Raw genomic sequence first — 11885 nt, 5'->3', positions numbered from 1 at the left:
GCGCGTCAGCCGCGCCGGCCGCGTCAGCCCGCGCGGAGCGCCACCGTCATCGCCTCCACGGCGAGCAGCGGCGCCACGTTGCGCTCGATGGCGCGGCGGCACTCCAGCACGGCCTCCATGCGGCGCAGCGTCTGCTCCGGGCGGGTGGTGGCGGCGATCCGCTCCACCGCGTCCCGGACGTCCTCGTTGGCGATGGCGACCGAGGAGCCGAACTGCCGGGCCAGCACGTCGCGGTAGAAGGCGGTGAGGTCGACCAGGGCGAGGTCGAGGGAGTCGCGCTGGGCGCGGGTGGCGCGGCTCTTCTGCCGCTTCTCCAGCTCCTTCATCACGCCCGCCGTGCCGCGCGGCAGCCGACCGCCCTCGGAGGCGCCGAGCGCGGCGCGCATCTCCTCCGTCTCCTTGGCGTCCACCTCCTCGACGGCCTCCTTGGCGTCCTCGCCGGCGGCGTCGATCAGCTCCTGCGCGGCCCGCAGCGCGTCCCCGACCTGCTCGATGCGGGTGGGGAGCCGCAGGACGGCGGCGCGGCGGGCACGCGCCCGCTCGTCGGTGGCCAGGCGGCGGGCCCGGTCGATGTGGCCCTGGGTGGCGCGGGCGGCGGTGGCGGCCACGTCCGGTTCGATGCCGTCGCGCCGGATCAGCATGTCGGCGACGGCGTCCACCGGCGGGGTGCGCAGCACCAGGTGGCGGCAGCGGGAGCGGATCGTCGGCAGGACGTCGTCGGCGGAGGGCGCGCACAGCAGCCACACCGTGCGGGGGGCGGGCTCCTCGACGGCCTTGAGGAGGGCATTGGCGGCCTGCTCGGTGAGCCGGTCGGCGGTCTCGTGGACGACCACCTGCCAGCGGCCTCCCGACGGGGAGAGCTGGGCGCGGCGCACCAGGTCCCGGGTGATGTCCACGCCGATGCTGAGCCCGTCGGTGCGGACGATCTCGACGTCGGCGTGCGTGCCGATCAGGGCCGTGTGGCAGCCGTCGCAGAAGCCGCAGCCGGGCGCGCCGCCCAGGGCGCGGTCGGGGCCGACGCACTGCAGGGCGGCGGCGAAGGACCGGGCGGCCGTGTCCAGGCCGGAGCCGGGCGGGCCGGTGAACAGCCAGGCGTGGGTCATCGCCGAGCCGGACAGTCGGGGCGCGTCCCCGGACGCGGCGGCCGTGACGTGGGCGTCCGCGTCACGGGCGGCCGCGACGAGCTGCTCCACGACCCTGTCCTGCCCGATCAGGTCGTCCCACACGGCCATGGCTCCACCGCCCTCCTTCCCGTGTCGCGTCGGTGCCGCTCATTGTTCCGCACGCCACCGACATCCGACGGCGCGGCGGGCCCCGCGGGGTTCCGAGGAGCCCCGCGGGGCTCCTCGGGGTTCAGTCCCGGCGTCCGCGCCGGCCGCGGCGGCCCTCGTCCTCGTCGCCGACCTCGTCCCCGACCCACTCCTGGTGGGGGCCGAGCAGCTCGTCGGCGAGGGTGGGCAGGTCGTCCATCGGCGTCTCCTCGGCCCACTCGGGGCGGCGCCGGGGCCGGCCCCGCTCGTCGACCTGCGGCAGCTCGCGCGTCCGCTCCTCGCCGTCCGATGCGGACCCGCCCGTTCCGGCGCCCGTTCCGGGCTCCTCGGGGCGGTACAGCCACGGCATCCGGTTCGCCGGGTCGTCCTGGGCGGGAGCGCCGGGCGCCGGGGGTCGGGCCTGCGGCAGGACGGCGGTCTCCTCGGCGTCGGGGCCCGACGGCGGGACGGGCGGCTGGGCCTGCGGCAGGACGATCGTCTCCTCCGCGTCCGGCGAGACCTGCGGCAGGACGGCGGTCTCCTCGTCGTCGCCCGGGGCCTCGTCCTTGCGGAGCGAGTGCCGGTGCCCCGGCCGGTCACCGGGCAGACCGCCGGACGGGGCGTCGTCCTTGCGGAGCGAGAGCCTGCGCTGCTGCTCCTCCTCGGCGACCTTGCGGGCCTGCTCGGCGCGGAGCAGCGCCTCCTCGGCCCTGCGCTGCTTCTCCCGGCGGCGCTCCTCGGCCTCGGCCCGCAGCCGGGCCTCCTCCTCGGCGAGACGGCGCCGGCGCTCCTCCTCCTCGCGGCGGGCGCGCTCCTCGGCCTCCCGACGGACGCGCTCCTCCTCCGCCAGGCGGCGCGCCTCCTCGGCACGGCGACGGGCCTCCTCGGCCTGGCGCAGCTCCTCGCGGCGGCGGGCCTCCTCTTCCTCGCGCCGGCGGCGTTCCTCCTCCTCGGCGCGGAGCCGGGCGAGCTGCTCCTGGCGCTCGCGCTCCAGGCGCTCCTCCTCGGCCTTCCGCGCGGCCTCCTCCTCCGCGCGCCGGCGGGCCTCCTCCTCGGCGCGGCGCCGGGCCTCCTCGCGGGCCGCGATCTCGGCCTCGGACAGCGGCAGCATCCGGTCGAGCCGGTGCCGTACGACCGTGGTGATCGCCTCCGGCTCCAGACCGGCGTCCACCACCAGGTAGCGCGTCGGGTCGGCGGCGGCCAGGGCGAGGAAGCCGGCGCGGACCCGCCGGTGGAACTCGGCGGACTCCGACTCCAGCCGGTCGGGCGCCTCGGTGAACCGTTCGCGGGCGGTCTCGGGCGAGATGTCCAGCAGCACGGTCAGGTGCGGGACGAGCCCTTCGGTGGCCCAGCGGGAGATGCGGGCGACCTCCGTCGGCGACAGGTCGCGTCCGGCGCCCTGGTAGGCGACGGAGGAGTCGATGTAGCGGTCGGTGATGACGACCGCGCCGCGCTCCAGGGCGGGCCGCACCACGGACTCGACGTGCTCGGCGCGGTCGGCGGCGTAGAGCAGGGCCTCGGCGCGGTGCGACAGTCCCGCCGAGGAGACGTCGAGCAGGATCGAGCGCAGCCGCTTGCCGATGGGGGTGGCGCCCGGCTCGCGGGTGACCACGACCTCGTGGCCCTTGGAGCGGATCCACTCCGCCAACGCCTCCACCTGCGTGGACTTGCCCGCGCCGTCGCCGCCCTCCAGGGCGATGAAGAAACCGTTCGGCGCCGGGGCGGGACGCGGCTCGGCGCCGCCGCCGAACGCCTCGCGCAGATCGCGCCGGAGCGGCACGCCCTGCCGGTCGTCGAGGCGGACCAGGACCAGGGCGGCCACCGGCAGCAGCAGCGCGCCGACGAGCATCAGCGTGAAGGCGGCACCGCCGTGGGCGAAGACGAAGTCGCCGTTCTCGACCCGGTGCGGGCCGATGAGGGCCGCCAGCACGGGCGCGACGACGGCGGCGAGCGCGATGCCGACCCGTACGACCGCGTTCAGGTGGTCGGTCATCCGGGCGCGGCGGGACTCCTCGGTCTCCTCGTCCAGCAGGGTGTGGCCGGTGTTCGCGGCGACCCCGGCGGCCAGGCCGGCGAGCAGGAGCAGCAGCAGGACGGTCGTGGTGTCGGGGGTCAGTCCGGCCGCGAGCAGCGCCAGACCGGCCAGCGCGGTGGCCAGGGCGAGCATGCGGCGCCGGGACAGGGCCGGGAGTATGCGCGGCGCGCGGCGGATGCCAGCGCCGGTGCCGCCGGTCAGCGCGAGGACGAACAGGCCGAAGAGGACCGGTCCGCCGCCGAGGTCGGCCGCGTGCAGCGCGGCGAGCGCCACGGCCGCGGCGATGGCGGCGGCGACGGAGGCGCAGACCAGGACGAGCAGCGGGGCGGCGCCGGTGCGGCCCTTGTCCACCGCCTTGCGGGCGCTCTTGTCGCCCTTCTCGGCCTTGCCGAGCCGGGGCCGGCGCAGCCCCTCCAGCGGGGAGCGGGGCCGCGGGGCGGCGCCGCCGGGGAGGCGGAGGAAGTACAGCAGGCAGGCCGACGCGGCGAACAGGCCCGCGGAGGTGTACGACGCCAGGGCCGCCTGGTGGGTGGTGAACCACTCGACGCCCGCGCCCAGCAGGTTGCTCACCAGGGTGACCGCGACCAGCGCCGCGGCGGCCAGCGGGACGGCGCCGAAGCCCGTCCGCAGCCACAGGCGGCGCAGCGCGTCGTGGTGGTCCGGCAGGGGGCGCACGGCGGCGCCCTCGGGTGGCGGGGCGGGCAGGAGGGTGGGGGCGGCGCTGTCCTTGGCCACGGCCCGGAAGCGTTCGGCGACGCCGACGAGGAAGACGGTGACCAGCAGGAACGCGAACGCCTTGTCCGGGGTCCAGTCGATCCACAGCGGCGCGACGATCATCAGCGCCAGTCGGACGCCGTCCGTTCCGATCATGGTCCAGCGGCGGTCGAGCGCGCCGGAGGAGTCGGCGGTGAGGGAGGACAGCGGGCCCAGCAGGACGGCCCCGAACAGCAGTGTGGCCAGCAGCCGGACGCCGAGGACGGCGGCGACGGAGAGTGCCACGCCGCGGTAGCCGCCGCCGAGGACGGGTTCGCCGCCCGTGGCGGGCACGACGATGGCCGCCTGGAGCGCGAGGAGGATCAGGACGAGCAGGGCGAGGGCGTCACCGACGCCGGCGGCGAGCTGCGCGCCCCACAGCCGTCGCAGGGGGGCATGCCTCAGCAGGGCCCGTACGGCGCGCTCGCGGGAGTCCGCGGCGAGGGCGTCGGAGGTGGGGGGCACGACCGGTGGCTGCTCTGCACGCGTCATTCCGCCAGCCTAGCGGGCGGGGACGCGGGAATGGCGGACCGCTCCGAACAGGCGAGCGATGTCGCTCGCGCGGAACGGTCCGCCGCGTTCGCCTCCCCGCCGCTCACCCCACGCGGCTCACTCCGCGGTCTTCTTGGCGGCCGCCTTCCTCGTCGTCGTCTTCTTCGCGGCCGTCTTCGCCGCCGTCTTCTTGGCGGCGGGCTTGGCGGCGGTCTTCTTCGCGGCCGTCTTCTTCGCGGCCGTCTTCTTGGCCGCCGTCTTCTTGGCGGTCTTCTTCGCCGGTCCCTTGGCGCGCTTCTCCGCGAGCAGCTCGTACCCGCGCTCCGGCGTGATCGTCTCCACGTCGTCGTCGCGGCGCAGCGTCGCGTTGGTCTCCCCGTCGGTGACGTAGGGGCCGAAGCGGCCGTCCTTCACCACCACCGGACGCCCGCTGACCGGGTCGGTGCCCAGCTCCTTCAGCGGCGGCTTGGCCGCGGCCCGGCCGCGCTGCTTGGGCTGGGCGTAGACGGCCAGCGCCTCGTCGAGGGTGATCGTGAAGATCTGGTCCTCGCTCTGCAGCGACCGCGAGTCGGTGCCCTTCTTCAGATAGGGGCCGTAGCGACCGTTCTGCGCGGTGATCTCCTGGCCGGTCTCGGGGTCGGTGCCGACCACGCGCGGCAGGGAGAGCAGCTTCAGGGCGTCGTCGAGGGTGACGGTGTCCAGGGACATCGACTTGAACAGGGAGGCCGTGCGCGGCTTCACCGCGTTCTTCCCCGTCTTCGGCGTGCCCTCGGGCAGCACCTCGGTGACGTACGGACCGTAGCGGCCCGCCTTGGCGACGATGGTGTGGCCGGTCTCCGGGTCGGTGCCCAGCTCGACCTCGCCGCTGGGCTTGGCCAGCAGCTCCCTGGCGTACTCCACCGTCAGCTCGTCCGGCGGCAGGTCGGCGGGCACGTCGGCGCGGCGGCCGGACTCGCCGTCGGGGCCCACCTCCTCGACGTAGGGGCCGTAGCGGCCGACCCGCAGCACGATGCCGTCGCCCACGGGGAAGGAGGAGACGCCGCGGGCGTCGATCGCGCCGAGGTCGGAGACCAGGTCCTTCAGGCCGCCGAGGTGGTCGCCGTCGCCGTTCCCGGCCGCGGCGGCGTCGCCCGAGCGCGGGTCGTCGGTGCCGAAGTAGAAGCGGCGCAGCCACGGCACGGCCTCGGCCTCACCGGCGGCGATGCGGTCGAGGTCGTCCTCCATCTTCGCGGTGAAGTCGTAGTCGACCAGCCGGCCGAAGTGCTTCTCCAGCAGACCGACGACGGCGAAGGAGAGGAAGGAGGGGACGAGCGCCGTGCCCTTCTTGAAGACGTAGCCGCGGTCGAGGATGGTGCTGATGATCGACGCGTACGTCGAGGGGCGCCCGATCTCGCGCTCCTCCAGCTCCTTGACCAGCGTGGCCTCGGTGTAGCGGGCCGGGGGCTTGGTGGCGTGGCCGTCCACCGAGATCTCGGTGGCGGTCAGCGGGTCGCCCTCGGCGACCTGCGGCAGCCGGCGCTCGCGGTCGTCGAGGTCGGCGCCGGGGTCGTCGACGGACTCGACGTACGCCTTGAGGAAGCCGTGGAAGTCGATGATCTTGCCGGAGGCGCTGAACTCCACGTCCCGGCCGTCCGCGCTGCGACCGCCGACCCGCACGGTGACGGACTTGCCGGTGGCGTCCTTCATCTGGGAGGCCACCGTCCGCTTCCAGATCAGCTCGTACAGCTTGAACTGGTCGCCGGTCAACCCCGTCTCCGCGGGGGTGCGGAAGCGGTCGCCGGAGGGGCGGATCGCCTCGTGCGCCTCCTGCGCGTTCTTGACCTTGCTCGCGTAGGTGCGGGGGCGGTCGGGCAGGTAGTCGGCGCCGTAGAGCTGGGTGACCTGGGCGCGGGCGGCGGCGATCGCCGTGTCGGAGAGGGTGGTGGAGTCGGTTCGCATGTAGGTGATGAAGCCGTTCTCGTACAGCTTCTGCGCCACCTGCATGGTCACCTTCGCGCTGAAGCCGAGCTTGCGGCTCGCCTCCTGCTGGAGGGTGGTCGTACGGAAGGGAGCGTAGGGCGACCGACGGTAGGGCTTGGACTCCACCGAGCGGACGGCGAAGTCGGTGCCCTCCAGGGCGGCGGCCAGCGCGCGGGCGGCGGCCTCGTCCAGGTGGAGCACCTGGCCCCGGCCGCCGTCCTTGAGCCGGCCGTCGGGGCCGAAGTCGCGGCCCTGCGCGACGCGGCGGCCGTCCACCGCGGTCAGCCGGGCGGCGAAGGAGGACGGGTCGGCGGCGTCGACGGCCCCGTGGCCGCGGCCGGTGGAGAAGGTGCCGGTCAGGTCCCAGTACTCGGCGGGGCGGAACGCGATGCGCTCGCGCTCGCGCTCGACGACCAGCCGGGTCGCGACGGACTGCACGCGGCCCGCCGAGAGCCTGGGCATGACCTTCTTCCACAGCACCGGCGAGACCTCGTAGCCGTAGAGCCGGTCGAGGATGCGGCGGGTCTCCTGGGCGTCGACCAGTCGCTGGTTGAGTTCGCGGGTGTTGGAGACGGCCGCGCGGATGGCGTCCTTGGTGATCTCGTTGAAGACCATCCGGCGGACCGGGACCTTGGGCTTGAGCACCTCCTGGAGGTGCCAGGCGATGGCCTCGCCCTCGCGGTCCTCGTCGGTGGCCAGGAACAGCTCGTCGGACTCCGCCAAGAGCTGCTTGAGCTTCTTGACCTGGTCCTTCTTGTCGCTGTTGACGACGTACAACGGCTCGAAATCGTGGTCGACGTCGACGCCGAGCCGGGCCCACGGCTCGCCCTTGTACTTGGCCGGGACCTCGGCGGCCCCGTTCGGCAGGTCGCGGATGTGCCCGACGCTGGCCTCGACCACGTAGCCAGGACCGAGGTAGCCCTTGATCGTCTTGGCCTTGGCCGGCGACTCGACGATCACGAGTCGGCGCCCGCCGTGTGTGGTCCTGCTGGTCGGGGACAACTTCTTCTCGCTCTTCTCTCCGGTTCCGTGGCTTCCTGGTTCCGGTCCGTGGTCGGCTCTGGGTTCTGCTTGCGCTCTCGCTGCGGAGTGTGACGGTACCTCCCGCCCCCGTGTCAAACGGGAAAAGTCCGCAACGCCACTCGAACGGTAACCCGACAACCACCATTCCTGCCGCCCGGTGGCGACTGGCAAGATGTGGCCGTCTGTCTGTCCCAGCGATCCACCACTCGGGGGAATTCCATGTCCGACCCGTACCAGCAGAACCCGTACGGCCAGCCGCAGCAGCCGCAGAACAACCCCTACGCCCAGCAGCCCGGCCAGCCCGGCCAGCCGGGCCAGCCCGCGTACGGCTACCCGCAGCAGACCCCGCCGCCCGTCGCGCCGGGGCCCTACGCCGCGGACCCGAACGCGCCGTACGGGTACGACGCCTACGGCCGTCCCTACTCCGACAAGTCCAAGGTCGTCGCGGGCGTGCTCTCCCTCTTCCTGGGAGGCTTCGGCATCGGACGCTTCTACACCGGCCACACCGGCCTGGCCCTGGGACAGCTGTTCACCTGCGGCGGCTGCGGCATCTGGTCGCTGATCGACGGCATCATGCTGCTCACCCAGGACGGCGCCACGGACGCGCAGGGCCGCGTGCTGCGGAGCTGATCCGCGGTGACCAAGGCGTCCGCCCGGTTCCGCGCCCTGCGCTCCCACCCGGCCGCGCCGCCCCTGACGGCGCTCGCGGCCGGGCTCGCCGGGGCCGGCTACCTGTGGGGAACCAACCCGCACGAGTCCGGGCAGCTCCTGCCGCGCTGCCCGTTCAACTGGACGACCGGGCTGCTGTGCCCGGCGTGCGGCGGTACGCGCATGGCGTACGACCTGATGCACGGGGACGTCGCCGCCGCCTTCCACGACAACGCCCTGCTGTTGACGCTGGGGGTTCCGGCGGCGGCGTACTTCGGCGGTCGGTGGCTCGTGGAGGGGTTGCGCGGGCGCCGCTACCGGCCGTCGCCGGGGAAGGCGGGCACGGCGGTGATCCTGGGGGTGGCCGTGGTGTGGGCGGTCGCGCGGAACCTGATCGGCTGACCTCTTCCGCCCCTCGCTCCCCTTTCCTCCCCCTCTTCTCCGGCTCTCTCCCCACGCCCCACGAGTCGCCCCGAATAACCGTTCGATCACGACTCCGGGGCGACGGCAACCCTCGGGGCCCGTCGACGGTCAGGGATGTCGCCGCGGCACGACGGGCGTGTACCAGGAGATCGCGGCCGTACCCGACGAACCACGAAGGAGCCACCCATGGCGTTCACCGGCACCGCGCCCAACGGTCAGCCGTACTCCGACAAGTCCAAGATGACCGCCGGCCTGCTGCAGATCTTTCTGGGTGGCCTGGGCATCGGCCGCTTCTACACCGGTCACACCGGCATGGCCATCGGGCAGCTTCTGACCTGCGGCGGCTGCGGCATCTGGTCGCTGATCGACGGCATCCTCTTCCTCACCAGCGACGACCGCACCGACAGCCAGGGCCGCGTCCTGCGCGGCTGACACCGCCGTGCGGCGACCGCGTTCCGCGCGGTCGCCGCACGGCAGCGCGACGGCCCGCGTCCCGAGGGGGACGCGGGCCGTCCGCGTTCACCGGCCGGACGCCGGCGGAAGGGATCGGGAGGGGCTCAGGGACGGGTGAAGGCCCAGACGCCGACAGCCAGGGAGACCACGCCGAACAGGGAGGTGAGCACGGCCGCCACGGCCGGGTTCGCCCCCTCCGCCACGGGCTCGCGCATCCGTACGCGTATCGAGGTCCACAGCAGGAGTCCGACGCCGAACAGCGTGAAGGCCGCCCCGGCGAAGACAGCGGGTCCACTCTCCATGCGGAGCACGGTGACACCCGCGGGGGACCCGCGGGCGAACACGGGGTGAACGCCGCCGGCCGGCCGGCGGATGAACGTCCGCGCGCGCCGCGCGTCCGTCCGCGTCCGTCCGCGTCCGTCCCGTTTCGCGCCGTCCGTCACATGTCCCGCAGGGGCAGCAGGAAGCCCTGCTCGACCAGCAGCCGGATCGACTCCGGGGTGCGGTCGCGCAACTCGACCGGGTTCTCCCCGAGGAGCTGGGCGATGGCGTCGACGATGCGGCCCGCCGGGAGCGAGCCGTCGCACACGCCCGCGAAGCCCGCGCCGACCGTGTCCACCCTCGTCGCTCGGCGCATGCCCCGGTTCTGGCGCAGCACCACGTACTCCGGATCGTCGGCGCCGGGCTTGCCGATCTGCTCCTGCACCACCTCGTCCACGAGCCGGAAACGGGTGGCGAGCAGGGCCGCGTCGTCCATGGCGCGCAGGAAGTCCCGGCGCTCGAAGTGGGCGCGGACCGTCTCGCCGAGCGGCTGCTCGACGGGGTGCGGCCACTCCTCGACGGTGACGGACGGCCGCTCGGCGCCCGACTTGCGCAGGGTGATCCAGCCGAAGCCGACGGCCGTGGTGCCGCGCGCCTCGAACTCGTCCAGCCAGGCGTCGTACTTCGCGGCGTACACCGCCGGGTCGCCCAGGTGGTCGCCGCCGTCGCGCAGCCACAGCTCGGCGTACTGGGCGACGTCCTGCACCTCGCGCTGCACGATCCAGGCGTCGCAGCCGCGCGGCACCCAGGAGGCCAACCGCTCGCGCCAGTCCCGGCCGTCGGCGTGCTCCCAGTTGGCCAGGAGCTGGCAGTAGCCGCCGTCGGCGAGGTGGTCGGCGGCGTTCTCGACGAGGGTCCGACACAGGTCGTCGCCGCCCATGCCGCCGTCCCGGTAGGTGAGGCGCGCCCCGTCGGCGGCGCGGGGGGAGATGACGAAGGGCGGGTTGGAGACGATCAGGTCGTAGGGCGCCTCCCCCTCGACCGGCTCGAAGAGGGACCCCTCGCGCAGCTCGGGCTCGGGCGCGCCGGAGAGGGCCAGGGTGAGGCGGGTGAAGCGCAGGGCGCGGGGGTTGACGTCGGTGGCGGTGACGTGGTCGGCGTGCCGGGCGGCGTGCAGCGCCTGGATGCCCGAGCCGCTGCCGAGGTCCAGGGCACGGGCCACCGGGGTCCGCACCGTGATGCCCGCCAGGGTCGTCGAGGCGCCGCCGACCCCGAGGACGAGCCGCGAGCGGTCCACCGCGTCCGTCGCCGCGACCGTCCCCGTGTCCTTGGCGGTACGGATGCCGCCGGCGCCGCCGACCGCGCAGCCGAGGTCGGAGACGATCCACCAGTTCCGCCCCTCGGGGCCGCCGTAGGGCCGGACGTCCACCGTCGCCCGCACCCCGTCCGGGCCGGCGCCGTCCTCGTCGCGGAGCAGCCAGCCGTCGGCGAGCGCGTCGTCGACCGGGAGCGCGGCGCGGGCCCGCCCGTACGGCACCGGACGCTGGAGCAGGAACAGCCGCACCAGCGTCTCCAGCGGTCCGTCGCCGCGCGTGGCGCGCAGCGCGGGCACGGTCTCGCCGCGGGCGAGGGCGGCGTAGGCGGGGGCGCCGAGCAGTTCCAGCAGTCCGTCGGGGGTGAAACCGGCGGCGAGGAAGGCGTCGCGCAGTCGGGGAAGGGCAGGGCCGGGGGCGGGGAGGCGGTCCGTACTCACCTCCCCATTGTCACGTGGACGGTCACGTGGAGACACCGGCCCCGTGCCGGGCGCCCGCCGCTACGCCGCCGAGGCGCTCGGCGACGTCGAGGGCTTCCGGCAGCCTTCCTGGTTGGCCATGGCGGCGCCGAGCTCGCCCTCCTGGAGCCTGTCCAGCGCCCGGTCGCCGCTCTTGCCGAGCTTGCCCAGCTCGTCGGCTATCTCCCCGAGGCCGTCGGCGAACTTCGCCCGGTCCTTGGTGTCCAGTTCGTCGGCCTGCTTCTTGAGGTCGGCGTACTTGCCGGACATGTCGTCGAGTTGGCGGACCGCGTCCTTCTGGAGCTTGGCGCCGTTCTCCACGGGCGGCGCGCCCGCCTTGTCCACGGCTCTCGCCAGCGCGCCGTACGCCTGGGAGATGTCCCCGAACGCCTTCGCGTCGATCTCCTTGACCTCCGCCGGGGACCTCTCGCCCTCGGTGGCCCGGGTGATCTCGGTGTTGGCCTGCTGGATCTTCTTCACCTGGGGCTGGACCTGGTCGCAGACCTTCCGGGCCCACGCGTTGGTCTTCTCTTCCTTGTCGTCGCCGCACCCACTGAGCGCGAGCACGAGCACCGCGCTGCCGGCCAGGGTGGTCGCAAGCTTCTTGTTCACTCCGGATCGGTCCCTTCGTGGCTGTCCGGGCCGGAACATACACGCAGACGGCCCAACGTCCGGTGTGCGCGCCACACCCTGTGAGGTGTTTTGGTGTGTTATGTGACCACTTGAGGCAAGCGCATCTCACACGGCTCGGGCGTGTCTCCCGGCCGCCGCGCCCCGGCCGTGCCCGGTCCGCGCCCGAGCCGGCCGGGGCACGCGG

At 74.2% G+C, this 11885-nt stretch carries 9 protein-coding genes; 3 read left to right on the top strand and 6 right to left on the bottom strand.

Annotated elements, in window-relative coordinates; all coding sequences use genetic code 11:
* Window positions 1-23: 23 nt before the first annotated feature.
* From ABD335_RS05655 to topA, 3 genes are all read right to left on the bottom strand, one after another.
* Entirely contained in the window at window positions 24-1232 is a 1209-nt protein-coding gene (locus tag ABD335_RS05655; RefSeq protein ID WP_344320961.1) for a DNA polymerase III subunit delta', read from the bottom strand.
* 121 nt (window positions 1233-1353) lie between these two features.
* The gene (gene tmk, locus ABD335_RS05650; RefSeq protein WP_344320960.1) at window positions 1354-4530 is read right to left on the bottom strand and encodes a dTMP kinase; all 3177 of its coding nucleotides are present in this window, start codon (window positions 4528-4530) and stop codon (window positions 1354-1356) included.
* Window positions 4531-4647: 117 nt separating this feature from the next.
* Window positions 4648-7491, bottom strand: a complete 2844-nt coding sequence (gene topA, locus ABD335_RS05645) for a type I DNA topoisomerase (RefSeq protein WP_344320959.1) — start codon at window positions 7489-7491, stop codon at window positions 4648-4650.
* 240 nt (window positions 7492-7731) lie between these two features.
* On the opposite strand from topA, the gene ABD335_RS05640 reads away from it, so the two are divergent.
* From ABD335_RS05640 to ABD335_RS05630, 3 genes are all read left to right on the top strand, one after another.
* Window positions 7732-8142 carry a TM2 domain-containing protein gene (locus ABD335_RS05640; protein WP_344320958.1) on the top strand — a complete coding sequence of 137 codons (411 nt, stop codon included), beginning with the start codon at window positions 7732-7734 and terminating at the stop codon, window positions 8140-8142.
* 6 nt (window positions 8143-8148) lie between these two features.
* Window positions 8149-8562: a DUF2752 domain-containing protein gene (locus tag ABD335_RS05635; RefSeq protein ID WP_344320957.1), complete on the top strand. Its 414-nt coding sequence runs from the start codon at window positions 8149-8151 to the stop codon at window positions 8560-8562.
* A gap of 207 nt (window positions 8563-8769) precedes the next feature.
* The gene (locus tag ABD335_RS05630; RefSeq protein ID WP_344320956.1) at window positions 8770-9015 is read left to right on the top strand and encodes a TM2 domain-containing protein; all 246 of its coding nucleotides are present in this window, start codon (window positions 8770-8772) and stop codon (window positions 9013-9015) included.
* Window positions 9016-9140: 125 nt separating this feature from the next.
* Here the strand turns inward: ABD335_RS05630 and ABD335_RS05625 are convergent, their stop codons facing one another.
* The 3 genes from ABD335_RS05625 to ABD335_RS05615 all read right to left on the bottom strand — a co-directional run bounded on the left by ABD335_RS05625 (window position 9141) and on the right by ABD335_RS05615 (window position 11680).
* Window positions 9141-9338, bottom strand: coding sequence for a hypothetical protein (locus ABD335_RS05625; protein WP_344320955.1), 198 nt, complete (start codon window positions 9336-9338; stop codon window positions 9141-9143).
* A gap of 137 nt (window positions 9339-9475) precedes the next feature.
* A complete protein-coding gene (locus ABD335_RS05620) occupies window positions 9476-11050 on the bottom strand; it encodes a DUF7059 domain-containing protein (protein WP_344320954.1) in 1575 nt (524 codons plus the stop codon).
* A 60-nt stretch (window positions 11051-11110) separates the two neighbouring features.
* Window positions 11111-11680 carry a small secreted protein gene (locus ABD335_RS05615; protein WP_344320953.1) on the bottom strand — a complete coding sequence of 190 codons (570 nt, stop codon included), beginning with the start codon at window positions 11678-11680 and terminating at the stop codon, window positions 11111-11113.
* Window positions 11681-11885: the final 205 nt, after the last annotated feature.

The sequence above is a fragment of the Streptomyces macrosporus genome, from assembly GCF_039533145.1.
Lineage (GTDB): Bacteria > Actinomycetota > Actinomycetes > Streptomycetales > Streptomycetaceae > Streptomyces > Streptomyces macrosporus.
The sequence above is the reverse complement of the archived record's forward strand: the minus strand, read 5'-3'. Positions and strand labels throughout refer to the sequence as shown.

Bases quoted from the DNA above. Each gene is read 5' to 3' on its own strand.
- ABD335_RS05630 (WP_344320956.1), top strand. From the start codon at position 8,770: ATGGCGTTCACCGGCACCGCGCCCAACGGTCAGCCGTACTCCGACAAG.
- tmk (WP_344320960.1), bottom strand. From the start codon at position 4,530: ATGACGCGTGCAGAGCAGCCACCGGTCGTGCCCCCCACCTCCGACGCC.
- ABD335_RS05625 (WP_344320955.1), bottom strand. From the start codon at position 9,338: ATGGAGAGTGGACCCGCTGTCTTCGCCGGGGCGGCCTTCACGCTGTTC.
- ABD335_RS05640 (WP_344320958.1), top strand. From the start codon at position 7,732: ATGTCCGACCCGTACCAGCAGAACCCGTACGGCCAGCCGCAGCAGCCG.
- ABD335_RS05655 (WP_344320961.1), bottom strand. From the start codon at position 1,232: ATGGCCGTGTGGGACGACCTGATCGGGCAGGACAGGGTCGTGGAGCAG.